The sequence below is a fragment of the Staphylococcus sp. Ze2 genome, from assembly GCF_048568365.1.
Lineage (GTDB): Bacteria > Bacillota > Bacilli > Staphylococcales > Staphylococcaceae > Staphylococcus > Staphylococcus xylosus.
This window is the reverse complement of record NZ_CP183486.1, coordinates 1183119-1209898: the sequence shown is the minus strand read 5'-3', so window position 1 is coordinate 1209898 and position 26780 is coordinate 1183119. Positions and strand designations below refer to the sequence as shown.

Here is a 26780-nt window from a genome sequence, read left to right as displayed (position 1 = left end):
CATCAAAAACTAATTCACTCTTTTTATTATTAATATTGTTAAGTCATCTCTTTTTTCCGGATTCTGTATCTTTAAAATCGCCTCATATAAAAGCTGCACTATATCCTGAGGATGCATATGTTTATACTTGTGAATCATATCTAATAGATGATGTTTATCTAAAAAGTCTCCAGCTTCATTTCTAACTTCTGTTACTCCATCGGTAAATATAATTACTAAATCATCTAAATAGATCGGAATTTCTTGCTGTTTATAACGTGTTTGTTGACTTACACCTAAGACACGTCCTCGTACAGTGATTTCTTCAAATTCCTCAGTTTCTGCACGGTATACATAGCCAGGTTCATGACCAGCTGAACTACAATATAACAGGTGATTCAATTCTTCATATAGTCCATAAAACATAGTTACAAACATATTTTGGTTAACGTTTTTTTCTACCACACGATTCAACCTTTTTAGGCCATCACTTGGTAGCTGAGAATGTCCGTATGAGTCCATACCAAACTTTATCATACTCATAGCTAATGCAGCGGGAATACCTTTGCCAATGACATCTGCTACTGCAAAACTCATCGTTCCGTCTTTATGGTCAATGAGATTAAAGTAATCACCACTTACTTTTTGTGCTGCGACAGAAATCACGCCGATTTGTATACTGTCAAATTGAGGTATATCTGTTTTCAACATAGTTTGTTGTAAACGTGATGCTAAATCAATCTCTTTATCATGATATTGCAAGCGATCTACTAATTGTTTATAGTCTCTATAGCTATAACCAAATCCTTTAACAATTTCTTTTAATACGTTAAATGTTTTTAAAATTTGGGATTCATCTAAACTGTGATTTTTTATGTATTCTTTATGTATCTGCACTATATCTTCAGGTAATAAATCCTTTTTTATCACTTCTTCAGTAAAACGCTTACACTCGTTTAATAATTCGGTCGAATCTTTAGTATATAAACTCTTGTCAATTAGCGCTTTATATTGATTTTTGAATTCTTCCACGCGGTATATCCTCCTCAAAATGCAAATATAAATCGCATACATTGGATGTAACATATATATGTTCTTTATGTATGTTTTTAACGGGGTATTTAAATGCTAACCATTGCTTAAGCATAGCTGTAAACTAAATTATTATCTAGAATAGCCTTTACTTTAATATTTAAAAAAGCTTTAGGATACCCTAAAGCTTCTCACTTAGACATCTTATGTAAAGGTATCCAACCACTATAATAAAACTCAAAATTTGCAAACTTAATTAACTCGACAATTAAATGGTTGTTACATGTTATAGCAAATCGATGCCTATCATTTGCTATTATTTTGCTTATTAAGTTAACCCCTTGAAAACTAGGATTTATGATTCCTAATATTATGTAATCCTAAACTTATATCAATAGCAGTATTAACTTCTTTCATTTTTTTCTCAGAAAGATATGTTAATTTTTCCTTTAGCCTATTTTTATCTAAAGTTCTGATCTGTTCTAACAATATAACAGAATCTTTATCAAGTTTATATTTACTTTTTTCTATCTCTACATGTGTAGGTATTTTAGCTTTATTAATCCTACCAGTAATTGCAGCTACAATTACTGTAGGACTATATTTGTTACCAGTATCGTTTTGTATAATAACGACGGGTCTAATTCCCCCTTGTTCAGACCCTTGTACTGGTGATAAATCAGCTAAATAAACGTCTCCTCTTCTCATCATTCATTATTATTCTTAGAGCTAATGTAAACTTCATTGCAATCACAAGCTTCACATTCAAATGGAAAGGCTTCTGCTGCAAGGGAGAGATTTAAGTCAGCCATTTGAGAATAGCCTTCTTTTAAAAGTTGTTCAATACTATGATTTCTACTTTGATTAAAACTTGCCATGAATAGAGACCTCCAGGTGACTAAAATAGAATATATCGAGATTTGTTGTTAGATATATAATAACAAATTTTACACACAGTGACTATACTATTTTAGCAATTCATTGTGAATTTCTAAGCCTTTAGTCTCATGATAAATCCTTGGTAATCTCCTACTTAACCTACATAAAACTTCGTAATTGATTGTTTTTTGCTGTTGTGCCAATGCTTCAGCAGATTGTGGGTTATCACTATGATGATCCATAATAATGACTTTATCACCTGCTTGTATATCTTCAGGAATTTTTATAATTATTTGATCCATACATACTTTTCCAATGATTTCACATTGAATGCCATTTACATTAACGTTAAAACCTTTCATCATCCTTGGAAAACCATCTGCATACCCCACTGGAATAATACCTATTCTTGTTGGTGCATCAGCTGTATATACACTACCATAGCTTACTGATTCTCCCGCTTGTAGTATTTTGGTTTGAACGACCTCACTAATCCACTGCGCACTAGGTTTTAAATGCACTTTAACATTCGTTTTAACATATTGAGATGGATAATAACCATATAGTGAGATACCAACTCTAACTGCATTACAAAACTGTGTATCTTTCATTAATGCACCTGCTGAGTTTTGAGAATGTATATATTTCGGTTTATCAGCTTGATTAACTATTTCTTCAAATAGAGCTTGTTGCTGATTCATTGATTCACCAGCTTCATCTGCACATGCAAAATGTGTAAAAACTCCTTCAAAAATCAAATGTTCTTGTGATTGGATAAGCGATATAACTTCTTTGTACTCTTCAACGTCTTTCATACCTAATCTGCCCATACCCGTATCTAATTTAATATGTAGCCAAATATCTTTTTCATTTGTTTCTGGAATTTCTTGAATTGCATCAGTCAACCAATCCTTTGAAGGTACTGTAATTGCAACACGATGTTGAATAGCTTTACTTATATTATATGAAGGTATTACTCCTAACACGAGTATTTTGGCATCTATACCATGCATTCTCAACTCAATAGCTTCGTCGAGTGTCGCCACTGCAAAAAACTCTGCACCATTTTCCATAAGTTGTCTAGCAATAGGCACACTTCCTAAACCATAGCCATTTGCTTTAACTACTGGGATAACCTTTTTATTTGGATGTAATTTTCGAAAGACTTGAAAATTAGAAACAATGGTATTTAAATCTATGTTCAAGTATGACGATCTATAGTACTTATCAGACATTAAATTTATACCTCCTGTATGCTTATATGATATACATCTTTTTTATATTAAATTAATTTTATAACACTCACGATACTATAGCCAAATCAAACATACCGAATAAACTAAAAAAATTAATCAACTTCTAAAATAACTTGGCTCATTGCATAGTGTTCTGTGTGCGTAATACTGACATGGACGTTAAAACCACTGTAATTGATGCAAGGTTTGCCATTATTATCATTAAAACAATCTATATCATTAAAAGCGACTTTTTTACCAATGCCTGTACCTAATGCTTTACTAAAAGCTTCCTTACATGCAAAGCGTCCAGCTAGGAATTCTATTTTACGTTGTTCATTTTGGAAACTGTTGAATTTATATTGTTCATTTGCTGTTAAAATACGTTCCACAAGTTTATCTTGCTTTTGATATAGTTTCTTTATTCTATCAATCTCAATTAAGTCAACACCAACACCGTGTATCATAGCGCTTCTCCTTATTTTCAAATAACTTTTATCCTCTTACTTATAAATACATAATTATTATTTAGTATGACGGATTTTTGTCTTTATTAACGTATTTAATTTGTTGTTTCAACTTTGTAGCAGTTGTTTTATTTATAAACTTAATATTTATATTTCCACCAGCAGTAGATAATGTTAAATTTGCTAATTTGTATTTTCTCATTAAAAGCCCTTCATGTGTATCTACATTTTGTATTCTAAATAACGGAACTTTTAATACTGACACAAACCACAGGCCATTTCTCACTGTAACTACGTGGTCATCTATACTATACTTGAAAATTTTATATCTATAGATAGGAATAAATATAACGTTTAAAATTAAGTATATAAACGCTATACCTACTCCAATAAATAAAATCCATTTCATGGGTTCTTTATCAATCCATTCAAGCCATATGTGGTTGACCACGCTAAATATAGTTAATACTATTATAAAAATAACAGCAGTAATAATTGCAGAGAGACGCATGACGGTCTTTCCCGATTCATGCATATTATTATAGTTCTCCATCGTTTTCACCTCTCAAATACCAATTCCTAAGCATTTGTACATGCTGCTGCGGATTAAAATCAAGACCTATTACTTCATTCCCCGCAGCTTTTGCAATAATAAAATCGAAATTCCCTAAATTACTTTTAATAAGAAACGGATTGCGCTTTATCTCCATCCCCAGTATTTTATTATGCTTAAAATATGAGTTTCTGAATCCAAACAGAGTTACATTCCGTACTACGAGTTCATCATTTCGTAGTTTCAAACCGGAATACTTAACAACAAGATAACTATGTATGATTAATAGAAGTATTATTATTCCGGCGATTAAGAATACCCATGGCTCCCAAAAATAATTTATGATAGCAGCAACAATGATAAGGACCATTGACTCTTTCCAAAAATGTCTGTGAAAACCACGCCAAGGCATACCTTGTTCTGCCTTTTCAAACGACATGCTAGGAATTAAATCTTTAATAATTGCATAGCCCTTATCTCGTTTAATAAATGGAAGAATCATAACATTACCATCTAGTGACACATCATCTTTATCATTGCTATTCATGTCACTCGTAATTACAAAATGAATCGATGTATAGCCAAATAATTTTCTTAAAAAGGATTGTTTTTCAACAATTGCTTGCACTCTATCTGTAGGAACAGTAATGCTTTTCACATTAAAAAGACCATATTTAATATTCAACTGATTTTCATTTTGCGTCACAGTATAATTAAAATTGCGTATGATCACGATAAGTGTCCCTACTATATAACTTATTGCTACAACCATTGCAACCATCATAAGCACGATCACGAAAATTGCTTCTGATATTTGAGCAAATTCATCTGTTAACCAATTCCACGGAATTACGTTCGACAAACTACCAATAATAGGTGATACTGCAGCAAATGCAACACCTATAGCACCGCTAGTCAGTGCCATAAATAGTAATTCTTTAAAATTTAATTTATATAAGTGTATTGATTGATTGGTCACTTCAGTATTATAGCCATCTTCTATCGTGACTTCCATCTCAGTTTGCGATTCTTCACTATTTTTAATTAAATCTTTTTGCTTATCTCTCAAGGCTCGTTGTATCTTTTCACTTTGTGATCTTGATACTGTATCTAAATCAACACCATCACTCGGAGTTTTGATTTGTAATTTCACACCACCAACCAATTGATTGATAATACCTTGTGATGTATCTAGTGTTTGAATACGCCGGATATTTAACTCTTTTCTTTCTTTGGTAAATATGCCAGTAGCTAAGACAAAATGATCATTTTCTATCCAATAGCGTGTATTATAAACTTTTAGAACTTGAGTTATAAAAGAAATAATAAAAAATAAACTTACGATACCTGGAAAAATATAAGCATAAATATTAGTGAAATCAAAATCTCTAATGTTAAACACTAGAAAAATAATAATCAAAAAGATATTTTGCTTAATTGCTTCAATAATACCTGTTAAATATGAAATAGGATGAAGTTTTTGAGGTTTATACATCAAAATCAGCCCCTCTCAAATAATCGAGTGTCATGGATTCAAATGCTTTTGAGTCTTCAATCGATAATAACGGAAAGCTCACCCGATGACCTGCTGTAACTAAAGATACTCTAGCCAAACCAAGCTTCTTTAAGATGGGATTATTTTTTCGTTCAGTAAATTGAGTACGTTCAAGTTTCACAATTTTTTGCGTTTTAAAAAAGAAATCAAATTTAATTTCTATATAATTTTCCATAATTCTAAAATACGTATACCGATAAGTAATCCAAGGTTTTAGGACAGCATACACAATATCAAATAAAATAAATGCACAAATTAAATAAAATATAAAATGCCACCAATCGAAATGGCTCCACAAAAACATTAATACGATTGCTATAATGATATTAACTATAAATGATAGTCCTTCACTTATATAATAGTAAGTTAATGCTTGGCTAGGACTTCTCTTAAATAGTTGTTCGCTCGACATATGCACACTCCTCTATTGAGATTTCAACTCATTATAACATATGGTTATTACACGCTTCACTCCCCTAATGCCGTAAATATCTATTAAACTATATGGCAATACCAATGTATAATTTATGTTTAAAAACAAAAAAATCACCCCAAATAATTGGGATGATTAAACCTAAATTTCATATATGATAAATTATTATTTATTTTTTATGGTCAGCAAATGTGCGACCTTTCATTGATGATTTCTTATTGTTGTTTCTGTCTGAAGAAGGTCTATCATTTTTCTTCTTGTTGTTGAATCCGCCTTTACCTGAACGACGATTTTTGTTGTCGAATTTGCCACCGCCACGTTTGTGATTTCCACCACCACGTTTTGGTCCACCTTTGCCTTGACGACCTTTGCCGCGAGATAATGGTTTTTCAAATGTTAATTGAACATCAACATCATCATTAGATTCAACTAACTCTTGTAATAATGCTGCAACTAAATTCACATCATTATATTCTTCAATTAACTCAGTAGCAATACGTTGTAATCTAGGTTCACTGTCTCTAGACATCCAGTTTTGAACTTTACCTTTGATGTCATTTTCACGAGCTTTAAGCACTTCTTTACGGTGTGGTGGTCTTAAAGCTGTCATTTGACGTTTATTTGCTTGTTCAATTTGACGGATATAATCCATTTCAATTGGGTTAACAAATGTAATCGCTACGCCTTTTTTACCAGCACGACCAGTACGTCCAATTCTGTGTGTATAACTTTCAGTATCTTGAGGAATATCGAAGTTATAAACATGACTTACGCCTGAAATATCTAATCCTCTTGCTGCAACATCTGTCGCAACTAAAATGTCTAATTGGTCATTTTTGAATTTTTTCAATACTTCTAAACGTTTTGCTTGTGTAATATCACCATGTAAACCTTCAGCTTTGTATCCTTTTGAAATTAACGCACTTGTTAACTCATCAACACGACGTTTTGTACGACCAAATACAATAGCTAATTCTGGTTGATGTACATCTAAAAAGCTAGTGAATGTATCGAATTTTTCTAATTCTTTTACAATAGTATAAAATTCTTCGATTTGTGGATCAGAAGTTTCGTTGTTCATTGTTTTAACAATGACAGGTGATTTCATGAATTGTTGTACTAATGTTTGAATTGCTTTAGGCATAGTTGCTGAGAACAACATAGTTTGACGTTGTTCAGCAGGTATTTTATCCATGATAAATTTCATATCATCGATGAATCCCATGTTCATCATTTCATCCGCTTCATCTAAAATTAACGTATGAATATCAGTTGTTTTTAATGTACGGCGGTTTAAGTGATCAATCACTCGGCCTGGTGTACCTACTACGATTTGTGGTCCTTTTTTAAGCGCTTTGATTTGACGGTCGATTGGCATACCACCAAATACTGTAACTACTTGTACATTTTGCCCTTTAGCAAATGATTTAAGTGATTCAGCAACTTGCATTGCTAATTCTCTTGTTGGTGCAAGGATTAATGATTGAACGCCTTCTTGGTCTGCCACTTTTTCAATTAATGGAATACCAAATGCACCTGTTTTACCTGTACCAGTCTGTGCTTGACCAAGAACATCTTTGCCTTCTAAGGCAAGAGGGATACTCTCTTTTTGTATAGGAGTGGCCTCATCGAACCCCATGGATTGTAGGGTTTCTGCCATCTTATCTGAGATCCCTAATTCTTTAAAATTTTGCAATATAATTCTCCTTTATTTATCTGTATTTCTATACATATATGTTCACTTAAGTTTCTTCAACTTCTTTATAGTACCACCTCAAGTATATAATCGCAATAAACCAAATTTGATTAAATAAGCTATATCATATGTATTGATTGTAACTGTAATCACAATAAACCTTGTAAAACATAGGTTGTAAGCGTTTAAATTTATTTCCCAACATGTGTTTTAACTTATGAAAAATTTTTGTTAATTTTTTTATTCGGTTAATTGTCAGATTATTATAGTTTGAAAGTGCAACTACCTTTTGCCTTAAATATATTAATTTAAACTTTTTTACATCCTTAGAATATTATAATAAATTCCTATATTTAATTTTAAGAATGCATTATTGACTTAAAAGTATAAAAGCAATTTTATCTTTGTATATTGATCTCATTTAGCAATATACAATAATCCCATGTGTCAGAGCATAGTAAAGACCGAGACATTTTAAGCCTCGGTCTTGTGTATTTAGATATGTCTCATATTTGAAAACAAAAATCCTAATAGTATGGATTAACCTTCACTACCACAACTGCTATTTGATATCAGTTTTCTTAGATTAATGCTTCAACGACTTCTTCTAATTTCATCCCTCTTGAACCTTTTATTAAAACTTTATCTTCTGGTTGTATATATGTTTTTATAGTTTCAATTAACTTTTGTTTATCCTCAAAATGCTCCATATGATTTACATACTGTTTACCTACATTACTGATATAGTGTGATTCCTCACCAAATGTAAATAAGGTATCAATGTCTTTACCATTTAAATACTCTCCAACCTGTTCATGCATCACTTGACTATTAGGACCTAACTCTAATACATCGCCTAATACAAGTATTTTTCTACCAGTCATCACTGTCAAGGTATCTATAGCTGCTTTCATACTTGTAGGACTTGCATTATAAGCATCATTGATTACTAACGAATTATCTGAAGTATGATATTGTTGCATTCTCATACCAGTCAATTGTACTTCACGTAAATTATTAAAAATTGTGTCGTAACTCAAATTCATTCTCTTGCCTACTGCAATTGCAATCGAAGCATTTTTCATATTATGCTCACCTAATATTGGAAGCTCAAATCGTTCTTTTTCATTAATAGTAAATGCAATACCATCATCGTTAATCGACTCAATTTGACTCACAAGTGAATTAGTAGCATTTTTACCTATACTCACTAAATCTACATTAGACAATTGATTTACATAAGGTTCTAATAACGGTTCGTCACCATCATAGATAAACAAGCCACCTGATTTTAGGCCTATTGTAATTTCAGATTTAGCTCTCGCAATACCTTCTCTAGAACCTAAATCTTGCATATGTGACTCACCAATATTAGTTATTACTGCAATATTAGGTTCTGCCAAATTTGATAAAAATTCAATTTCATGAAAACCTGACATCCCCATTTCAAGAATTGATATTTCAGTATCTATATCCAATTCTAAAATTGTTAATGGCATACCAATTTCATTATTATAATTGCCCTGTGTCTTCTTAACTTTAAATTGTGGTTTTAGTACACTTTCGATCATATCTTTAGTAGTAGTTTTACCATTTGATCCTGTGACTGCAATAACTTGAGGATTCACAAACTCTAAATAAGCTTTTGCAAGTTGTTGTAGAGCTGTTAATGTATCTTCAACCCATATAATTGGGCCATCGACATTTTCATCTAACGGCGTACCTTTTTGATAAAATGAAGCACCCGCACCATCTTTTAATGCTTGTGCTACATATTTATGACCATCAACGTGTTCACCTTTAAACGGAATAAATAAGTTTTGACTTTTAATATCGCGTGAATCAATAGAAACACCTTGTATAGCTTGATCCATATACTCATTATCAATTTCACAAGGAATCCATTCTTGAATTTGTTCTAACGTTACCTCAATCATAATTTATCCGCCTCAATCAATTTTGTATTTATTTTGCTTTTTATCATTGTGTTTTTCTTTAGCTAATTCAATTAATTTTTTAATTAAATCTGCATAAGATACACCCATATTTTCCCAAAGACTAGGATACATACTAAACGCAGTAAATCCTGGCATAGCGTTTGTCTCATTTATAAAAATTTGATTATCTTCAGTAACAAAGAAATCGGCACGTAATAAGCCGGAACAGTCAGTTGCTTTAAATGCTTCAATCGCCATATTTCTTAAAGTCATTTGAACTTCTTCATCTAAGTCAGCTGGAATTTCTAAACTAATCTTTCCATCTTTGTATTTTGATTTGTAATCATAGAAAGCGACGTCTTTAACGACTTCACCGGGCCAAGTTGTTTCCGGATAATCATTGCCTAATACAGCAACTTCAATTTCTCTAGCATCAATACCTTGTTCAATAACTAACTTACGGTCAAACTGAAATGCTTCTTCAATACCAACTTTTAATTCTTCTTCATTATTACATTTACTAATTCCTACACTTGATCCTAAGTTAGCTGGTTTAACAAATACTGGATATTCTAATTTATCATGTACCAATTTTAATATATTACCTTCATATTTATGATACTCACTTCTTAAAAAACTCACATATGGCAATTGAGGTAAGCCTCTATGTGCAAAAAGTTGTTTCATTACTAATTTATCCATTGAGCTTGAGGCAGCTAAAACGCCATTCCCTACATATGGTATATCCAATACTTCAAATAAACCTTGTATTGTACCATCCTCACCATTTGGCCCATGCAATACAGGGAAAACTGCACTATAAGGATTTCCAGTACTACCTACGTTAAGCAACTGTGAAATTTCTCCTGCTTCAACTTCTGTTAAACGTAAAGTGTCTATATCATTTATAGTGTCTACGATATTTTCTTTCTTTTTCCACGCACCATCATTTGTTATGTAAATAATGTCTACTTGATATTGTGCTTTATCAATAGCATTTAAAACATTTTGTGCTGTTAATATTGAAACATCGTGTTCTGCACTTTTTCCTCCGTATACGATACATACATTTTCTTTAGCCATATTTTAGCCTCCATATACAATTCTTAAACTACATCATATCACGATTTTATAATTTTTTGCATTTGTTTAGTAGTATAAAAAGCATTTATTTTCTAAAGATATCTCGACTATATTTTTAATGTTTTACAGTATCATAATAATTATAATTTTCTAAATAATGCACCCTCATTCTAGCAAAATATGCTAAAGTTCGGTAAAATCTAAGTATAATACAAATATTGAGAAATCTAAGTAGTTTAAAGGGGTAAGAAATGAGAATTTCACGTCAATTAAAAAATAACCATTGGATACGGCGGATTGACTGGGTTTTAATAGGTATCCTCGTATTATTAGCAATAATTAGCGTCACAATTATTAACTCAGCTATGGGTGGCGGACAATACAGTGCCAACTTTAGCATAAGACAGATTTTATATTATGTGTTAGGTGGTTTAATTGCATGTTTAATTATGCTCGTATCACCTAAGAAATTAATGAAATATACATACTTGTTGTATTTTTTACTTTGTGCAGCCTTATTTATACTCATTATTATTCCAGAAACACCTATCACACCTATTATTAACGGGGCTAAAAGTTGGTATAAATTAGGACCACTAAGTGTACAGCCTTCAGAATTCATGAAAATTGTACTCATACTAGCACTTGCAAAATTAGTTTCTAGACATAATCAATTTACCTTTAACAAATCATTAGAAACTGATTTCAAACTATTATTAAAAATTGCAGGCATTTCAGTAATACCAATGGGTCTTATCTTATTACAAAATGATTTAGGAACGATGTTAGTACTTTGTGCAATAATAGTAGGGGTTATCGTTGTAAGTGGTATTTCTTGGAAGATTTTAGCACCTGTATTTATTGCAGGAATCGCCTTAGGATCAAGCATCATCCTTTCAATCATTTACAAGCCTTCCCTAATTGAAAATAGTTTCGGTATCAAAACTTATCAAATGGGACGTATTAATTCTTGGCTTGATCCTTACACATACAGCAGTGGTGACGGTTATCATTTAACTGAATCACTTAAAGCCATTGGATCAGGTCAACTAGTTGGTAAAGGATTTAATCATGGTGAAGTTTATATTCCAGAAAATCATACAGACTTTATCTTTTCCGTTATTGGTGAAGAATTTGGATTTATCGGCTCTGTTATTTTAATATTAGTTTTCTTAGCCTTTATATTCCATTTAGTTAGGCTTGCTACGAAATTCGAATTACCCTTCAGTAAATTATTTATTATTGGTTATGCAACCCTTGTTTTATTCCACGTATTACAAAATATTGGTATGACAATTCAGTTATTGCCAATAACAGGTATACCGTTGCCATTTATCAGTTACGGTGGTAGTTCGTTGTGGAGCTTAATGTGTGGAATCGGAGTTATATTATCGTTTACTTATCACCAGCCCAAACAATACTCAACAACAACGCAACTAACGCGATCAAAGAATTGATTATCATTAATACCTTCGTTATACAATGTTACGTCTATATAAAACAGAACATCGAGGTAGATTGGTATTAAAAAATTGATGTCCTTAGACACTGGTATACACCCCTAAAATCTATCTTTTAGGGGTGTTATTTTATGTGTAAATATCAATAAGAGAGAGTAACATAATATTTTATATCAAAAAAACAGGACTGATTTTTGTATCAGTCCTGTTTCATACAGTGAAAAGTAAAAAAGCGACTAGAACCATTGGCTCCAATCACTTCATTGGGTAACTTGACTATTTCAATTCGTTAGCGGTTTTCACAGTAGATGGTAGAGTATGCATAACTTCTAATCGTGATTTGGTTTTCTTTATGTTTACCCCTAATGATGATAATAGTTTAACTACGTTTTGAATTTTTTCGTTATCTTTATTCATATCATCACCCCTAAATTTCTAGCTTCTACTATATCTTACCCCTTTTAAATAAAAAATACCACATTATATTCAATTTTTTTAAATCACTTCAAAAAATTGTGACTTTTATTGTGAAATTCCATTTGAATTTTAGTTTTTATTCGTTTTTTTACATTTCACATCTATATTAAAGGGTATTCATACTCAAATTGTAATATAATTCATTTTTGAATTTATTAAAATATTTGATATCCAAGATCATAAATTTCTTTTTCCAAATTATTTAAACTCGCAGGTGTTTCAAAATCGACAAGTATTTCTCCTTTGTCAATATCTATAGCAACATTGTGTACACCTATAACATTCATTAATCGTTGTTTTATTTGATATTGTCGTTCTGAATTAATATCTGAGACGTAAATTACTTTTGATTGCACTTTTGTCACCTTGCCTAATCCTTCATTAATTTTTGAAAAGTTACTAATAATTCTTCCATTGCTTCTTCTTGTTGACCTTTTTCCACTTTATCCATGATGCAACTTTTCATATGATGATCCAACAATTTAGTTGCTACGCTATTTAGTGCAGAACGTGTCGCTCTAATTTGAGTAAGTACATCGTCACAATAAACATCTTCATCTACCATACGGTTTATTGCTCGCACTTGCCCTTCTATTCTATTTAGTCTTGATTTCAAATTTGATTTTATTTGGTCTGAATGATGCGCTTTTTGTATTTCTGTCACTTTCTCAACACCTCCTACGTATATCACTCATATCGTATACCCCTATAAGGTATTAGTCAAGTGATAAAACAGTATGAACATGTTACAATAGTTAGGACTTTCACTAGTTAAAAATTAATTAATTGTATTTTGGAGGTTTAATATGATAGATATATTTTCAATGTCGCTCAATTATACTAATGTGGTGATTAATATCATTTTGATTACTGCATTTATATTAAACCTTGTCTTTGCGTTTACAATTATTTTTATGGAACGAAGATCAGCTGGTTCGATTTGGGCTTGGCTCTTAGTCCTTGTGTTAATTCCCATCTTAGGTTTTATTATTTACCTATTTGTTGGAAGACAAATTCAGCGCGATCACATCTTCTCATTAGATGAAGAAGATAAAATCGGAATTGAAATGATTGTAAGCGAACAACTAGAAGCCTTAAAAAATGATGATTTTTCTAAAGGCAATCATCAAATCGTAAAGTTTAAAGATATGGTTCAAATGTTGTTATATAATAATGCTGCTTTCTTAACAACAGATAATGAAATCAAAATTTTTACTGATGGTAAAGAAAAATTTGATTCTCTTCTTAAAGATATAGATGAAGCAACCGACTATATCCATATTCAATACTATATTTTCAGAAATGATTCGCTTGGCGAACGCATCTTGAACGCGCTCGAACAAAAGCTTGAACAAGGTATTGAAGTTAAAATGCTCTATGATGATATGGGTTCTAGAGGTCTTTCACTGAAAGATTTTAAATTTTTCAGGAAAAACGGTGGTCAAGTAGAAGCGTTCTTCCCTTCTAAACTACCACTAATCAACCTTAGAATGAATAATCGAAATCACAGAAAGATTGTTATTATTGATGGTCATATCGGTTATGTGGGTGGTTTCAACGTGGGTGAAGAATATTTAGGTAAGAAGAAAAAGTTTGGTTATTGGAGAGATACACATTTGCGTATTGTTGGTGATGCTGTCAACGCCTTACAGTTACGTTTCATGCTAGATTGGAACTCGCAAGCTACACGTGATAATCTCAAATACGCTGACCGCTATTTTCCGGACGTAGATTCTGGTGGTACCATAGGTGTACAAATAGCATCTAGTGGTCCAGATGAAACGTGGGAACAAATTAAATATGGTTATTTAAAAATGATTGCTTCAGCAAAACAATCTATCTATATTCAATCTCCTTACTTTATTCCTGATCAGTCATTTTTAGATGCAATAAAAATTGCAGCACTTGGCGGTGTTGATGTAAGTATTATGATTCCAAATAAACCTGATCACCCATTCGTATATTGGGCGACCTACAATAACGTTGCCTCTTTATTAGATGCTGGTGTAAATATATTCCATTATAATAATGGGTTCTTACATTCAAAAACATTAGTAATTGATGATGAAATTGCAAGTGTAGGGACTACAAATATGGATCATCGTAGCTTTACATTGAACTTTGAAATTAATGCCTTTATTTATGATACACACATAGCTAAAGAATTAAGATTAGCTTTCGAAAAAGACTTGGAAGTATCTTATAGATTAACGCAAGAGATTTACAAACAGCGAAGCTTATGGATTAAATTTAAAGAAGGCATTTCTAGATTATTATCTCCAATATTATAGTATGCTATGAGGTCTAAGATAATGTTTATGATGTTAAACTACTTAGACCTTTATTTTTATAAATAACATATATTTATCATTACCAATATACAACTTTAGAGGTGATTTTATTTTGAATCATATAAACATACTTAATCAGGCAAATGAATACATGACTCACTTTCATAAAAATGATGCGACTGGCCATGACATTGCTCATGTTAATAGAGTTGTTAAAATGGCAACATACATCTCAAAACAAGAACAAGCAGGAGATTTGTTAACAATTCAACTAGCAAGTTTGTTACATGACACCGTTGATACAAAACTTACAAATACTCAAAAAGCATTACAAAACTTGAAAAGCTTTCTAACAAACTTACAATTAGCTCCCGAACAGTTACAACATATCTTATATATTATCGAGAATATCAGTTATAAAAATGGGCAAAACAACCTTGTATCATTATCTATCGAAGGCCAAATTGTACGTGATGCTGATAGACTAGATGCAATTGGTGCTATTGGTATTGCTAGAACTTTTCAATTTTCCGGTCATTTTAAAGAATCTATGTGGAAAGAACATGATACAAAGAATATTAACGAAGTCGATACATCTCTTTATAGCGAATGGTCCCCTTCTGCTATAAAACATTTTTATGAAAAATTATTTAAACTTAAAGATTTAATGCATACAACTACTGCCAAACAAATTGCACAAGAGCGACATCAATATATGCAACAATTCGTTGAACAATTTTTTAATGAATGGTATTGCTAGTTGTAACATTAAATTTAAATAATCAAAAACTTTCGAACCAAAAAGAATCCCGAACTGATTTAATTATCAGTTCGGGATTCTTCTTATATCTAGAAATTTAACTCTTGGTGTTTATTTTATTTTTTTTTGTTTTTCTTAGATACTACTTGTGTGTTTTTACCTTTACCAGTTGATTCTGCTTTATTTTTCTCCATTGCTTCAATCATCGGTGCCACTTCTTTTTTAGCAAGTTTTGAGTAATACATATTTGCTACTTGTGTTTGTACAATCAAGAACGCCGCACTAACTGACCAATATAGACCTAAAGCAGATGCAGAGCTTAATGCAATCCACACAATCATTATAGGTGAGATGACCATCATCATATAACCCATTTGACGTTGTTCATTTGGCATACTCTTACTTGATACATATGCTTGTAAGAAGTATAAAATACCTGCAATAATTGTAATCCAAATATCTGGTTTTGCTAAGTTAAACCATAAGAAGTTAGGGTGTTCAGTGAAACCACCGCTTGAAGGGTATTTTAATACGAAGAATAATCCCATAATAATCGGCATTTGGATTAAAATCGGTAAACAACCTAACATGCTCTTCATAGGGTTCATATCATATTTTTTATAAACTTCCATCATTTCTTGGTTTGCTGCCATCTTCTCTTCTTGCGTACGCGAACGTTTAACCTTTTCTTGAATAGCATCAATATCCGGTTTTGCAACCTTCATTTTTTCACGCATCATGTGACTGTTTTTATAGTTTGATAACATGAATGGCAATAATACTACACGAATCGCCAATACAAGTACTATGATTGCTAAACCATAGTCGTTATTAAAACTAGTTCCTAACCAATGTATAACTTTATCCATTGGTTCTACGAACGTATTATAGAAAAATCCATCTCTATTTCCAGGTTTTGAATAGTCACAGCCTGCTAAAAAGACCATTACACCTAATAATAAAGGGAGTAGCGCTTTCTTCTTCATTTTTCCACCTCTAATGATATATTCACATAGAATTTATTTTATCATATTAGGAGGGAAGTAGAAAACAAAAAAAGAAATTTTTATACTTTAATCAACATTTTGTAAAAATTGTCTTACTGTCTTACTTATATTGTCACTTTTACTTATTGCAGAAATGATTGATACACCGTTCGCTCCAGCTTGGATTATTTCTTCTGTATTATCGACAGTAATTCCGCCTATTGCAACGATTGGGAAATCCTCAATATAACTTCTTAACTTAGGTATCATTTCAGGACCAACTGGGGAGTTTGCATCCTGTTTAGAATTAGTGGCGTACATCGGACCAACACCGATATAATCAACATAAGTTAAATCAGATTGCTCATATTCCTTAATATCACTAATACTTAGACCAATAATTTTATTTTTAAATTTTTGGGCAAACTCCGTAACTTTCATATCATTTTGCCCTACGTGAATTCCATCAGCATTTATATTTTCAGCTAGTGTTACATCATCATTTACAATAAAAGGTACATTATAACTGTGACAAAGTTCTAATAATTGTTGTGCCATTTCCACCTTATCATTTCCAGTTAAAGAACCATCACCCTTTTCTCTATATTGAAACATAGTGATACCTGAATCTAAGGCTGTTTTCACAACCTCTTTTATCGATTTCGATACTGGTATATCTTGAGTACCGCATATAAAATAAACTTTCAAACTATCTTTATCGAACATAATTACACCTCTTGCCTGTTACTCAATGTTAAATAGTCATCGTATTGAATGTGATAAAGTGCATTTAGTAATTCAATCATAAATGAGCCAGGTCCATTATTTTTTGAATTTTGTTCAGCTTGTTCTGAAGCTATATTATAAATTGAAATAGCATCTATTAACCTATCTACAGTCACTTTTTTATCTTGATTTAAAAAACTCGCTATAACTGCACCTAACAGACATCCAGCGCCTGTCACTTTTGCTAATAATGGTGAGCCATTAGATAATTTATACATTTTATTGTCTTGAATCACAATATCTGTTTCTCCTGTTATGGCTATTGCTGTATCAAATTGTTTATATGCATTTTTAGCAATAGTAATTGCATCCAAATCTTGGTCACTATCTGTCCCTTTCATTGTTGTATCTGCATCCATCAATGCTAATAATTCTGATGCATTACCTTTGATTACAGCAACATCAATTTCTTTCAAAAAAGTTGCGCAGAAATCTTTTCGATATTGAGACGCTCCTACCGCTACAGGGTCAAAAACAATGGGCGTTCCTATTTGATTTGCCGTTTTAGCAATCTTTAATATATCTATTTCTCTTGCTTTCGTCAGTGTACCAATATTTATTAGTAGTGCATTTGCATAAGTAAGCATATCCATCGCTTCTTCCGGTGCTTCGCTCATAGCTGGACTTGCGCCTAAGCTCAATAAGCCATTGGCTGTAAAATTCTTTACAACATCATTCGTATAACAAATAACTAACGGATTATTTTCTCTTAATTGATTCAAGCTATTCATCATCTAAACCTACTTTCTTCATATATGCAAAATGGTTTACTGGTCCTCTACCCTGACCTATTTCAGGTGTGTATTTGATACTTAATGAAATAAAGGCTTTAGCTTTTTTGACCGCTTCAAAAATTGATTTACCTTTGGCGAGTTCCGCAGTGATGACTGCTGAAAATGTACATCCTGTACCATGTGTGTGTTTTGTTTCATAACGTGGATCTTCAAAAGTATAAACATTTTCCTTCGTGAATAAGTAGTCTTTAGCTTTATCTAAATCTTCAGCATGCCCACCTTTAATCACAACACCTTTACTACCAATTTCATTTATGAAAATTTCACCGGCTTTATAAATAGATGCTTCATTATCTATAGTCAATCCAGTGATTTCTTCTGCTTCAGGTAAATTAGGCGTTGCGACTGTAGCCAATGGTAATAAAATATTCTGTAAATCCTTTTTAGCATCATCATCCATCAGTGAGTCTCCACTTTTTGCTAGCATAACTGGATCTATAACGTATGGTATATCTGGATACGTTTCTAAATACGCTTGAATAACTTTCATCATATCTTTTGATGCAATCATACCCGTTTTAATTGCATGTGGTAACTCATCATCAAAAACACTGCTAAGTTGTTCAGATAACCATTGAGTTTCTAAATTATGGATGTGTTGTACGCCTTTTGTATTTTGAGCTACAATACTCGTTATAGTGGCCATCCCATATACGCCACACGCATGAAAAGATTTTAAATCTGCCATAACACCGGCGCCACCAGTTGGGTCGGTGCCTGCAATAGTCAAAGCAATTTTCGGTTTCTTCATTTTATTCCCCTCCATATAACCAATCTTCTTCTATATATGACATATTAAAGAAATTACGTTCATGAATTGTACTTTGTAAAAAACACATTTTTATTTCATACTTTTCATCAACTGTACATGCTTCAGTTAGTTTATTCAATAATTTATCAAATACATCGACCAGTTCATCCATTTCAGTACTGTAAAAATCGAACCATTTTGCTAATATCGAATCTCTATTTAATTGATTATCTTCTAACGCACGTTGTGCAATCGCTTGGTAAACATAAGGACAAGGCGCCATTGCAGCAATCGTATATGCTGCATTTTCTTTTGCATACGCATTAAAATACATGTGCTTAATATAATGATCACCACTTGGTGGCCAGACTTTTTCACTTACAATATCATCATAATTTTCTCCAACATATTCAGCCAAGATTTCATGTGCCTCTACTTCACCATCTACAATAAACTGAATTTGATCTACTAAAAATTTCACGTCTTCTAATTTATTCATTTTTGGAATTAGCAATGCATATATATTAGCGAATTCTTTTAGATACGATGCGTCGGCACGTAAATAAAACTTTGTGGCATTAATTGATAAATCACCGTGCAACATCCCTTGAATAAATGGATCCTCGTAAATATCATTGATGATATATTGTGACTCTTTTTTTAACATTTCTGAAAATAACAAATGATTTCCTCCTATAAATTAAAAAACTACATTCCAACTAGGAATGTAGTTAATTAATAGAAAGGTATAGCAATTTAACTATAATTAAACTACTTTCCTACGTTGGCATTAACCAAATCAGGTTGTAAGGGTCTGACGTAAATCATCTCAGCCAAAAGGCTCCCCTAGTAGATTTTATATATTGTATTTATCTAAAAGATATCAAAGTAAGCCAGCTATTGCAATAAAATGGTTTATATATAAACTAAGGACATAGAAATCAAATTTAGTTAAAAAGATTTCATTAGATTAGTTTATCTCCTACGAATATGACTATTTTCGAAATCACATTAATATTTAACTTTATTATTTCATTAGTATGTTATCTTTACGATAAAAAAGTCCGCGACATCTAGTTATGTCGCGGACTCTAATCATTCACTATATTAAGTTACTATTATATTATGCAGTTACCCATTGTGAAGGGCCAACTTCATCATATAATTTTTGAGCTGCAGCGTCTTGTACTGCTTCTGGTGCATTACCAGCTGGTTGACCTTGATATTGAGCTGGTGCTACTGAATCCCATGTACTTTGTAAGAATTGGAACTTACCTGAAGCACCTGATGATGGGTTTGTAGCATGAATATCGCCACCTGATTCACGTTGCGCAATTTGTTGTAAGTGTGCATTTATACCTGATGAACCTTCTGAAGCTTCATTTGAACTTGATTCGTTTGAAGTAGTTGAAGGTTGTGAAGTTGCTTCTTGTTGCGGTTGTTGTGTTGTTTCTTCTTGAGGTGCTGCTTCTTGTGCTGGTTGCTCTGTTGTAGTTTGAGCTTGCTCTTCTTGTACATTATTATTTGTAGTTTCTTCTACTGGTGTGTTTGATTCTTCGCTAGAACCTTCCCCATAGCTCCAGCTAAAGTTTTCACCGTCTGAAGAAAAGTTAAAGTCTGTATTATTGTATGTGAAATTAATGTCATATGCACCTTCTTGAACTGGTGCTTCATTTAATGATTCTGGATTAGTTAGTGCTTGTTGTGCTAATTGTGCTTTGTCTACACCTTGTTCAGCAGCGTCAGCTGAATTTCCTGTTGCAAATCCTGTTACTCCAAGTCCTACTGCTAAAGTTGATGCGATTACTGTTTTTTTCATTGTAAAAAAATCCTCCTATAAGATAAATAAGTTATTTATGATTAATTTGCAATTACAACTATAACATTCATAAAATCCTTGTAGGTTACAGTGAAGTGAAAAAAACTGCCCTTTCTTTACGATTAAATTACATATAAATATATTTTTAAATTAATTTCATTCTGTTTAAATACCACTGTGAAAGTTTTTTAGAATATTAAATCGTTATATGACATGTAATATAATTGTAATTTATCTGACTATTCTGGATAATAGAATCTTCTATTTTACTTTTTCATTTCTCAAAAATTATTTTTATATTTAAAAAGCTATCCCTCTTTTTCACTTACATTAAGAGGAATAGCCTGAAGAAGTATAATTGATAGTAGGATTTAATGTATATAGATTTGGGTGGGTTAATTTTGAGGTAGGTTTAAATTGGGAGTATTATACAATTTCATATATTTCATTATCTTGTAAATTTTTTTCTTTATTAGAATTACAAACTTGCTCTATAGGGAATATTTCATGAAATTCATTAACTTCATCTTTGCTTCTCGGAGACATAAATCTAATCGTTTCAATAAAAAGTTCCGATACAAAATGCATCTGCCCTTCTTTTTCATATTTTCGTGATTGCATTTGACCAGTGATACCCACAAGTGATCCTTTATTTAAATATAGTTCGATATTATTAGCTATTTTACCAACTGCCTTACAATAGAGATAATCACAAATAGTATTTTGATCCTTATCTTTATAATTTCTTGTTATCGCTACACACATTGTAGCTAATTTATTCCCTTCCTTTTCATAAATTTTAGGGTCTTTGGTTAATCTCCCTACTATGACAATGTTGTTAATCATATGTCACCTCCTTTGTAACTTTATACTAATCATTTTCAAATCGCAGGTCAAAATGCATTAATACTAGAATTTAAAAGTGAATTCACACTAAATTCTACAAAATTCACCTTTACTATTTAAAATTACGTTATAATGATTGTATAAATGAAATAATTGTAGAATTTAAATTTATTAAATGGATGTGAGAACGATGAAATCATTTAAAGCTGTTCGATTTCAAATCGTATCAGAAAGTGGCGGCGTCACTGAATACGAATTAGAAGATGGCGTTATAATCAATAAAGAAAATAGTGGCACTGGCTGGTTATTAGAAATTGTTATATCAGACTTTCATTATGAAACAATGAAAACATATATGGAAGATGAAACATTATTAGATATACGTGTGGTCATCACACGTCCTGCAAATGATCCGGCACTTTTTGATGCAACTATAAAAAACATCAGTAAACTTGAACATTCTATTTCTGTCGTTTTTGAATGTCACATTTATACTCTTAGACAAGTTTATGCAGAAAGCTTATTAGAACAGTTAATTGATGAAGGATTAACTGGTGAAGAACTAAAAAAATCATTTAATCGAATGATGCAATCGAAACCACGTCTAAAAGATGAAAAAATAGAAAAATAAAAAAGCCTCAAGGCTGGTGTATGATACACCTAATCCTTGAGGCTTTTACTTATTTATCTTGAATGGCAAATGTTAATTCACAACTACAAGCCAATTGACCATCTACTGTAGCCTTGGCATTACCTTTACCAATTGGTCCACGCATTTTAGTAATTTCAACTTCTAGTTTTAATGTGTCACCAGGAGTTACTTGTTTCTTAAATCTACATTTATCTATACCTGCAAATAGTGCTAGTTTCCCTTTATTTCCTTCACTATTTAAGATAGCTACAGCACCTGTTTGAGCCAGCGCTTCTGTTATCAATACGCCAGGCATAACGGCGTAATCAGGAAAATGACCTTGGAAAAATGGTTCATTACCAGAAACTTGTTTAATTGCGACGCAACGTTCACCCGCTTCGTATTCAACCACACGATCGATTAATAAAAAAGGTTGTCTATGTGGTATAATTTCTTTTATTTCATTGTAATCAAAAATTGTTTCCATTGTTAACTTCCTCCAAATCTTCTTCCGTTGCAATTTATAAATTATTGTAGCTAGATTTTAATTGTTTACACGTCTAATATCTGCACCTAATGCACTTAACTTACCATGTAAATCAACATAACCTCTGTCTAAATGTTTTAGTTCAGTAACTTGAGTTTTGCCATCTGCTACTAAACCAGCTAAAATCAATGCAGCTGCGGCACGTAAGTCTGTTGCTTTTACTTGTGCTCCTTGTAGCTCACTTTTACCTTCTATTTTAGCGCTTCTACCTTCAACTGTGATTTTAGCATTCATACGCTTAAATTCTCCTACGTGCATAAATCTATTTTCGAATACTGTTTCAGTAACTACTTTATGACCTTCAGCTGTAAGTAATAACGCCATCATTTGAGATTGCATGTCTGTAGGAAAACCAGGGTGTGGTAATGTTTTGATATCTACTGGTTTAAGTTTATCTTCAACAGTTACTCGAATCGCATCATCTTGATAGTCTAAATTAACACCCATTTCTTCTAATTTATATACTAAACTTGTCATATGCTCTTTGATCGCACCATTTACTAAAACGTCACCACGTGTAATTGCACCAGCAATTAGCAATGTGCCGGCTTCAATTCTATCAGGAATGATGGCATGTTCAACACCATGTAACTCATCTACACCATGTATGATAATTGTATCCGTTCCTGCACCAACAACATTTCCTCCCATTTCATTTATGTAATTAGCTAAATCAACGATTTCAGGTTCGCGAGCAACATTTTCTAATACTGTTTTACCCTCTGCTAAAGATGCTGCCATGATTATATTTTGTGTAGCGCCTACACTAGGAAAATCTAAATGAATTGTTGTTCCTTTCAAACCATTTTCAGTACTAGCATAAATAAAACCGCCATCCATGTGAATGTCTGCGCCTAATTCTTCAAAACCTTTAATATGTTGTTCGATAGGTCTTGAACCAATTGCACACCCACCTGGTAAGGCAACCTTTGCATGACCTAAACGTGCCAATAAAGGCCCCATAACAAGAATACTTGCTCTCATTTTACTAACGTATTCGTATGGTGCTTCTTCATTTAGTTGCTTTGTTGCATCTACTGTAACAGATTCTTCTTCTTTATTATAAGAAACGTCTGCATTTAATGTTGAAATAACATTATTAATTGTTTCTACATCACTTAATGCAGGCACATTCATAAGTTTACTGACACCTCTTGATGCTAATAGCGAAGCAGTTAATACTGGTAATACTGCATTTTTTGCACCTGAAACTTTGACTTCTCCAGTTAATCTACTTCCACCGTTGATTTCTATCATATCCATCTTAAATCCTCCACTTAACTACTTATATATTTCGTTTTAATATTTTTACCATTAATTACTCTTATTAATTATATCTATAATTCAAAAAAATATACAAGTATTTGAATTATTGTGCCAAATATTTTATTTGCGTTGAAAATTGTAATAAATCCACAATAAAATTACTTACAGCAGTGCCTAACAAAATTGCTAAGAAAATCATGCAAATTTGAACTTGCATAGGAAATCCTTTTTTAAAAAACTGCTCTAATCTTACTGCATTTAGTGCCCAATAAGCAATACAAATACAAATAACATGTAAGATAAGATGTACAATCGAAAATTGTCCTAAATATTCCATAAGTCATGCTCCTCGCTTTACACTGTCCATTTATTTTACATGAAAAATGACCGAAATGATACTTTAGAACTATACTGTTTAAGGTATTCTCACTACTTATATGATATCTTTTCCCCGTTTCAAACGTATTATTCATATTCTTTCTAAAGATTGACAGCTCACAATACGCATAGTTTATAGTGTCTATCACTTAAAATAATATTATTGATTGTATAATGAATAGTATCGCCTATTTGATATTAAGATCAGTTTCACTAACAACATAAAAAACTGTCGACAAAGCCAGTGACTTTATCGACAGTTTAAGACATTTCTACTTAAGAAACTTTAACAAATAATTTATTGTAAATTAGCAACACGAATACGGTTATTCGCACGATCTAAAGCACGTTTAGCTCTATTAATATCGCTACTATCTTCTTCATTATTCAAATGAGATTCTGCTCTAGATTTCGCTAATTCTGCTCTAGCAACATCTATTTCTTTCGCAGGTTCTGCAGTTTGTACAATAATTGATAATTTATCTTGTCTTACTTCAACAAAACCTTCACTCACTGCAATATATTCTGAACCACCGTCAAAATTTATTTTGACATAGCCAATTTCAAGTGCTGCAACAGTTGGAATATGTCCATACATGACACCAATCTCACCTGCAGTAGTTTGTAATACTGCAAGATTAACATCTTCTCGGTCGTAAACAGAACCATTAGGAGTGACAATATTTAGGCTTAATGTGTTCATTATCTATACCTCCTAATTTTTAAACTTCAACACCCATATCTTTAGCTTTGGCAATTACTTCTTCCATACTACCTACAAGACGGAATGCATCTTCTGGAATATGATCATATTCGCCATCTAAAATTGCTTTGAAGCCTTCTACAGTTTTTTGAACAGGTACATATGATCCTTTTTGACCAGTAAATTGTTCAGCTACGTGGAAGTTTTGTGATAAGAAGAACTGAATACGACGTGCACGTTCAACTGTTTGTTTATCTTCTTCAGATAATTCATCCATACCTAAAATAGCAATGATATCTTGTAATTCTCTATATTTTTGTAATGTAGATTGTACATCACGTGCTATTTCATAATGATCTTGACCAACAATTGTTGGATCAAGTGCTCTTGATGTAGATGCTAACGGGTCAACTGCTGGGTAAATACCCATTTCAGTCAATTTACGCTCTAAGTTAGTTGTTGCATCTAAGTGAGCAAATACTGCAGCTGGCGCTGGGTCAGTATAGTCATCGGCTGGTACGAATACTGCTTGAATAGAAGTAACCGAACCTTTTGTAGTTGATGTGATACGTTCTTGTAATTGTCCCATTTCAGTAGCAAGTGTTGGTTGATAACCAACGGCTGAAGGCATACGGCCTAACAACGCTGATACTTCTGAACCAGCTTGTGTAAATCTGAATATGTTATCAATAAATAGTAAAACATCTTGGCCTTGTACATCACGGAAATGTTCTGCCATTGTTAAACCAGATAATGCAACACGCATACGCGCACCAGGTGGCTCATTCATTTGACCAAATACCATGGCTGTTTTCTTAATAACACCACTATCGCTCATTTCATAGTATAAGTCATTACCTTCACGTGTACGTTCACCTACACCAGCAAATACTGAAATACCACCATGTTCTTGAGCAATATTGTTAATTAATTCTTGAATTAATACCGTTTTACCTACACCGGCTCCACCAAATAAACCGATTTTACCACCTTTAATATATGGTGCAAGTAAATCAATTACTTTGATACCTGTCTCTAAAATTTCAACTTTTGTTGATAATTGGTCAAAAGCAGGTGATTCTCTATGAATCGGATCACGTTTAACGGAGCTTTCAAGTTTATCATCTAAATCAATTGTATCACCTAAAACGTTAAATACACGTCCTAGTGTAGCATCACCAACTGGCACGCTAATACTGCTACCACTATCTCGAACTTCTGTACCACGTTTAACACCATCAGTTGAATCCATTGCAATCGTACGAACTACATCGTCGCCTAATTGTAATGCGACTTCTAATGTAAGAGAAACAGTACCTTCGTCTCTTTCTACATCAAGTACTAAGGCGTTGTTAATCTCTGGAACTTCATTGTGTTCAAAACGAACATCAATTACTGGACCCATAACTTGTGTTACACGGCCTAATCCCATGTTT

Annotated in this window: 30 protein-coding genes and 1 riboswitch; of the genes, 4 read left to right on the top strand and 26 right to left on the bottom strand. The window is 32.3% G+C overall.

From position 1 onward, the window contains the following. Positions 1 to 9 precede the first annotated feature (9 nt). The 11 genes from ACM591_RS05420 to ACM591_RS05370 all read right to left on the bottom strand — a co-directional run bounded on the left by ACM591_RS05420 (position 10) and on the right by ACM591_RS05370 (position 10849). A complete protein-coding gene (locus ACM591_RS05420) occupies positions 10 to 1011 on the bottom strand; it encodes a SpoIIE family protein phosphatase (RefSeq protein WP_029377955.1) in 1002 nt (333 codons plus the stop codon). Positions 1012 to 1359: 348 nt separating this feature from the next. Next, positions 1360 to 1722: a type II toxin-antitoxin system PemK/MazF family toxin gene (locus ACM591_RS05415; protein ID WP_029377956.1), complete on the bottom strand. Its 363-nt coding sequence runs from the start codon at positions 1720 to 1722 to the stop codon at positions 1360 to 1362. Continuing rightward, the gene (mazE, locus tag ACM591_RS05410) at positions 1719 to 1889 is read right to left on the bottom strand and encodes a type II toxin-antitoxin system antitoxin MazE (RefSeq protein ID WP_017722121.1); all 171 of its coding nucleotides are present in this window, start codon (positions 1887 to 1889) and stop codon (positions 1719 to 1721) included. The genes ACM591_RS05415 and mazE overlap by 4 nt, the downstream gene beginning before the upstream one ends. Before the next feature lie 87 nt (positions 1890 to 1976). Continuing rightward, positions 1977 to 3125, bottom strand: a complete 1149-nt coding sequence (gene alr / locus ACM591_RS05405; RefSeq protein ID WP_326026932.1) for an alanine racemase — start codon at positions 3123 to 3125, stop codon at positions 1977 to 1979. Positions 3126 to 3238: 113 nt separating this feature from the next. Further along, positions 3239 to 3592, bottom strand: a complete 354-nt coding sequence (acpS, locus tag ACM591_RS05400) for a holo-ACP synthase (protein ID WP_029377958.1) — start codon at positions 3590 to 3592, stop codon at positions 3239 to 3241. Positions 3593 to 3653: 61 nt separating this feature from the next. Beyond that, the gene (locus tag ACM591_RS05395) at positions 3654 to 4145 is read right to left on the bottom strand and encodes a PH domain-containing protein (RefSeq protein WP_029377959.1); all 492 of its coding nucleotides are present in this window, start codon (positions 4143 to 4145) and stop codon (positions 3654 to 3656) included. Further along, on the bottom strand, positions 4132 to 5640 hold the full coding sequence (locus tag ACM591_RS05390) for a PH domain-containing protein (RefSeq protein WP_418354442.1): 1509 nt from the start codon (positions 5638 to 5640) through the stop codon (positions 4132 to 4134). The genes ACM591_RS05395 and ACM591_RS05390 overlap by 14 nt, the downstream gene beginning before the upstream one ends. Beyond that, positions 5633 to 6112 carry a PH domain-containing protein gene (locus ACM591_RS05385; RefSeq protein ID WP_029377961.1) on the bottom strand — a complete coding sequence of 160 codons (480 nt, stop codon included), beginning with the start codon at positions 6110 to 6112 and terminating at the stop codon, positions 5633 to 5635. Before ACM591_RS05385 ends, ACM591_RS05390 begins: the two co-directional genes overlap by 8 nt. A gap of 190 nt (positions 6113 to 6302) precedes the next feature. Continuing rightward, on the bottom strand, positions 6303 to 7829 hold the full coding sequence (cshA, locus tag ACM591_RS05380; RefSeq protein ID WP_029377962.1) for a degradosome RNA helicase CshA: 1527 nt from the start codon (positions 7827 to 7829) through the stop codon (positions 6303 to 6305). 581 nt (positions 7830 to 8410) lie between these two features. Further along, complete coding sequence (locus tag ACM591_RS05375) at positions 8411 to 9766, bottom strand: UDP-N-acetylmuramoyl-tripeptide--D-alanyl-D-alanine ligase (protein ID WP_099265860.1); 1356 nt, start codon at positions 9764 to 9766, stop codon at positions 8411 to 8413. A gap of 12 nt (positions 9767 to 9778) precedes the next feature. Next, positions 9779 to 10849 (bottom strand): D-alanine--D-alanine ligase, encoded by a 1071-nt coding sequence (locus ACM591_RS05370; RefSeq protein ID WP_038678888.1) that lies wholly within the window; start codon positions 10847 to 10849, stop codon positions 9779 to 9781. Positions 10850 to 11100: 251 nt separating this feature from the next. Between ACM591_RS05370 and ACM591_RS05365 the strand changes: the two genes are divergently transcribed. Further along, on the top strand, positions 11101 to 12306 hold the full coding sequence (locus tag ACM591_RS05365; protein ID WP_058625514.1) for an FtsW/RodA/SpoVE family cell cycle protein: 1206 nt from the start codon (positions 11101 to 11103) through the stop codon (positions 12304 to 12306). Positions 12307 to 12585: 279 nt separating this feature from the next. Here the strand turns inward: ACM591_RS05365 and ACM591_RS05360 are convergent, their stop codons facing one another. The 3 genes from ACM591_RS05360 to csoR form a co-directional block, all read right to left on the bottom strand. Then, positions 12586 to 12726, bottom strand: a complete 141-nt coding sequence (locus ACM591_RS05360) for an Lmo0850 family protein (RefSeq protein ID WP_099265859.1) — start codon at positions 12724 to 12726, stop codon at positions 12586 to 12588. A 215-nt stretch (positions 12727 to 12941) separates the two neighbouring features. Continuing rightward, on the bottom strand, positions 12942 to 13151 hold the full coding sequence (gene csoZ, locus ACM591_RS05355; protein ID WP_306810357.1) for a putative copper chaperone CsoZ: 210 nt from the start codon (positions 13149 to 13151) through the stop codon (positions 12942 to 12944). 5 nt (positions 13152 to 13156) lie between these two features. Continuing rightward, the gene (gene csoR, locus ACM591_RS05350) at positions 13157 to 13450 is read right to left on the bottom strand and encodes a copper-sensing transcriptional repressor CsoR (protein WP_029377967.1); all 294 of its coding nucleotides are present in this window, start codon (positions 13448 to 13450) and stop codon (positions 13157 to 13159) included. 142 nt (positions 13451 to 13592) lie between these two features. On the opposite strand from csoR, the gene cls reads away from it, so the two are divergent. After that, positions 13593 to 15077 carry a cardiolipin synthase gene (cls, locus tag ACM591_RS05345; RefSeq protein WP_069796650.1) on the top strand — a complete coding sequence of 495 codons (1485 nt, stop codon included), beginning with the start codon at positions 13593 to 13595 and terminating at the stop codon, positions 15075 to 15077. A 112-nt stretch (positions 15078 to 15189) separates the two neighbouring features. Then, a complete protein-coding gene (locus ACM591_RS05340) occupies positions 15190 to 15837 on the top strand; it encodes an HD domain-containing protein (RefSeq protein ID WP_029377969.1) in 648 nt (215 codons plus the stop codon). A 116-nt stretch (positions 15838 to 15953) separates the two neighbouring features. Here the strand turns inward: ACM591_RS05340 and yidC are convergent, their stop codons facing one another. The 7 genes from yidC to ACM591_RS05305 form a co-directional block, all read right to left on the bottom strand. Further along, the gene (yidC, locus tag ACM591_RS05335; RefSeq protein WP_029377970.1) at positions 15954 to 16823 is read right to left on the bottom strand and encodes a membrane protein insertase YidC; all 870 of its coding nucleotides are present in this window, start codon (positions 16821 to 16823) and stop codon (positions 15954 to 15956) included. Between the two features lie 87 nt (positions 16824 to 16910). Then, on the bottom strand, positions 16911 to 17549 hold the full coding sequence (gene thiE, locus ACM591_RS05330) for a thiamine phosphate synthase (protein ID WP_037557147.1): 639 nt from the start codon (positions 17547 to 17549) through the stop codon (positions 16911 to 16913). A gap of 2 nt (positions 17550 to 17551) precedes the next feature. Continuing rightward, positions 17552 to 18340, bottom strand: coding sequence for a hydroxyethylthiazole kinase (thiM, locus tag ACM591_RS05325; RefSeq protein WP_038678895.1), 789 nt, complete (start codon positions 18338 to 18340; stop codon positions 17552 to 17554). Next, the gene (gene thiD, locus ACM591_RS05320) at positions 18333 to 19154 is read right to left on the bottom strand and encodes a bifunctional hydroxymethylpyrimidine kinase/phosphomethylpyrimidine kinase (RefSeq protein ID WP_029377973.1); all 822 of its coding nucleotides are present in this window, start codon (positions 19152 to 19154) and stop codon (positions 18333 to 18335) included. Before thiD ends, thiM begins: the two co-directional genes overlap by 8 nt. A 1-nt stretch (position 19155) precedes the next feature. Further along, positions 19156 to 19836 (bottom strand): thiaminase II, encoded by a 681-nt coding sequence (tenA, locus tag ACM591_RS05315; protein WP_042362325.1) that lies wholly within the window; start codon positions 19834 to 19836, stop codon positions 19156 to 19158. Positions 19837 to 19913: 77 nt separating this feature from the next. Then, a riboswitch (TPP riboswitch) is annotated at positions 19914 to 20012 on the bottom strand. Positions 20013 to 20277: 265 nt separating this feature from the next. Further along, the gene (locus tag ACM591_RS05310) at positions 20278 to 20973 is read right to left on the bottom strand and encodes a transglycosylase family protein (protein ID WP_326008537.1); all 696 of its coding nucleotides are present in this window, start codon (positions 20971 to 20973) and stop codon (positions 20278 to 20280) included. Between the two features lie 426 nt (positions 20974 to 21399). Continuing rightward, a complete protein-coding gene (locus tag ACM591_RS05305) occupies positions 21400 to 21819 on the bottom strand; it encodes a single-stranded DNA-binding protein (RefSeq protein ID WP_029377976.1) in 420 nt (139 codons plus the stop codon). Between the two features lie 190 nt (positions 21820 to 22009). Between ACM591_RS05305 and ACM591_RS05300 the strand changes: the two genes are divergently transcribed. After that, positions 22010 to 22450: a YwpF-like family protein gene (locus ACM591_RS05300; protein WP_017722099.1), complete on the top strand. Its 441-nt coding sequence runs from the start codon at positions 22010 to 22012 to the stop codon at positions 22448 to 22450. 49 nt (positions 22451 to 22499) lie between these two features. Here the strand turns inward: ACM591_RS05300 and fabZ are convergent, their stop codons facing one another. The 5 genes from fabZ to atpD form a co-directional block, all read right to left on the bottom strand. Next, positions 22500 to 22937 (bottom strand): 3-hydroxyacyl-ACP dehydratase FabZ, encoded by a 438-nt coding sequence (gene fabZ / locus ACM591_RS05295; RefSeq protein WP_029377977.1) that lies wholly within the window; start codon positions 22935 to 22937, stop codon positions 22500 to 22502. Between the two features lie 57 nt (positions 22938 to 22994). Then, positions 22995 to 24260 (bottom strand): UDP-N-acetylglucosamine 1-carboxyvinyltransferase, encoded by a 1266-nt coding sequence (gene murA, locus ACM591_RS05290; protein WP_029377978.1) that lies wholly within the window; start codon positions 24258 to 24260, stop codon positions 22995 to 22997. A gap of 106 nt (positions 24261 to 24366) precedes the next feature. Beyond that, complete coding sequence (locus ACM591_RS05285) at positions 24367 to 24600, bottom strand: DUF1146 family protein (protein WP_017722096.1); 234 nt, start codon at positions 24598 to 24600, stop codon at positions 24367 to 24369. A 339-nt stretch (positions 24601 to 24939) separates the two neighbouring features. Beyond that, positions 24940 to 25344, bottom strand: a complete 405-nt coding sequence (locus ACM591_RS05280) for a F0F1 ATP synthase subunit epsilon (protein ID WP_017722095.1) — start codon at positions 25342 to 25344, stop codon at positions 24940 to 24942. Positions 25345 to 25363: 19 nt separating this feature from the next. Continuing rightward, positions 25364 to 26776 (bottom strand): F0F1 ATP synthase subunit beta, encoded by a 1413-nt coding sequence (gene atpD / locus ACM591_RS05275; protein ID WP_029377979.1) that lies wholly within the window; start codon positions 26774 to 26776, stop codon positions 25364 to 25366. Positions 26777 to 26780 lie beyond the last annotated feature (4 nt).

Excerpts from the sequence above, each read along its gene's own strand:
- thiM (WP_038678895.1), bottom strand. The coding sequence starts at position 18,340 with ATGAATAGCTTGAATCAATTAAGAGAAAATAATCCGTTAGTTATTTGT.
- ACM591_RS05390 (WP_418354442.1), bottom strand. The coding sequence starts at position 5,640 with ATGTATAAACCTCAAAAACTTCATCCTATTTCATATTTAACAGGTATT.
- ACM591_RS05360 (WP_099265859.1), bottom strand. The coding sequence starts at position 12,726 with ATGAATAAAGATAACGAAAAAATTCAAAACGTAGTTAAACTATTATCA.
- ACM591_RS05280 (WP_017722095.1), bottom strand. The coding sequence starts at position 25,344 with ATGAACACATTAAGCCTAAATATTGTCACTCCTAATGGTTCTGTTTAC.
- yidC (WP_029377970.1), bottom strand. The coding sequence starts at position 16,823 with ATGAAGAAGAAAGCGCTACTCCCTTTATTATTAGGTGTAATGGTCTTT.
- atpD (WP_029377979.1), bottom strand. The coding sequence starts at position 26,776 with ATGGGATTAGGCCGTGTAACACAAGTTATGGGTCCAGTAATTGATGTT.
- thiD (WP_029377973.1), bottom strand. The coding sequence starts at position 19,154 with ATGAAGAAACCGAAAATTGCTTTGACTATTGCAGGCACCGACCCAACT.
- ACM591_RS05370 (WP_038678888.1), bottom strand. The coding sequence starts at position 10,849 with ATGGCTAAAGAAAATGTATGTATCGTATACGGAGGAAAAAGTGCAGAA.
- fabZ (WP_029377977.1), bottom strand. The coding sequence starts at position 22,937 with ATGGAAACAATTTTTGATTACAATGAAATAAAAGAAATTATACCACAT.
- alr (WP_326026932.1), bottom strand. The coding sequence starts at position 3,125 with ATGTCTGATAAGTACTATAGATCGTCATACTTGAACATAGATTTAAAT.
- ACM591_RS05415 (WP_029377956.1), bottom strand. The coding sequence starts at position 1,722 with ATGATGAGAAGAGGAGACGTTTATTTAGCTGATTTATCACCAGTACAA.
- ACM591_RS05300 (WP_017722099.1), top strand. The coding sequence starts at position 22,010 with ATGAAATCATTTAAAGCTGTTCGATTTCAAATCGTATCAGAAAGTGGC.
- ACM591_RS05365 (WP_058625514.1), top strand. The coding sequence starts at position 11,101 with ATGAGAATTTCACGTCAATTAAAAAATAACCATTGGATACGGCGGATT.
- ACM591_RS05305 (WP_029377976.1), bottom strand. The coding sequence starts at position 21,819 with ATGATTAACAACATTGTCATAGTAGGGAGATTAACCAAAGACCCTAAA.
- ACM591_RS05395 (WP_029377959.1), bottom strand. The coding sequence starts at position 4,145 with ATGGAGAACTATAATAATATGCATGAATCGGGAAAGACCGTCATGCGT.
- ACM591_RS05375 (WP_099265860.1), bottom strand. The coding sequence starts at position 9,766 with ATGATTGAGGTAACGTTAGAACAAATTCAAGAATGGATTCCTTGTGAA.
- thiE (WP_037557147.1), bottom strand. The coding sequence starts at position 17,549 with ATGTTCGATAAAGATAGTTTGAAAGTTTATTTTATATGCGGTACTCAA.
- cls (WP_069796650.1), top strand. The coding sequence starts at position 13,593 with ATGATAGATATATTTTCAATGTCGCTCAATTATACTAATGTGGTGATT.
- acpS (WP_029377958.1), bottom strand. The coding sequence starts at position 3,592 with ATGATACACGGTGTTGGTGTTGACTTAATTGAGATTGATAGAATAAAG.
- ACM591_RS05385 (WP_029377961.1), bottom strand. The coding sequence starts at position 6,112 with ATGTCGAGCGAACAACTATTTAAGAGAAGTCCTAGCCAAGCATTAACT.
- ACM591_RS05285 (WP_017722096.1), bottom strand. The coding sequence starts at position 24,600 with ATGGAATATTTAGGACAATTTTCGATTGTACATCTTATCTTACATGTT.
- mazE (WP_017722121.1), bottom strand. The coding sequence starts at position 1,889 with ATGGCAAGTTTTAATCAAAGTAGAAATCATAGTATTGAACAACTTTTA.
- murA (WP_029377978.1), bottom strand. The coding sequence starts at position 24,260 with ATGGATATGATAGAAATCAACGGTGGAAGTAGATTAACTGGAGAAGTC.
- ACM591_RS05310 (WP_326008537.1), bottom strand. The coding sequence starts at position 20,973 with ATGAAAAAAACAGTAATCGCATCAACTTTAGCAGTAGGACTTGGAGTA.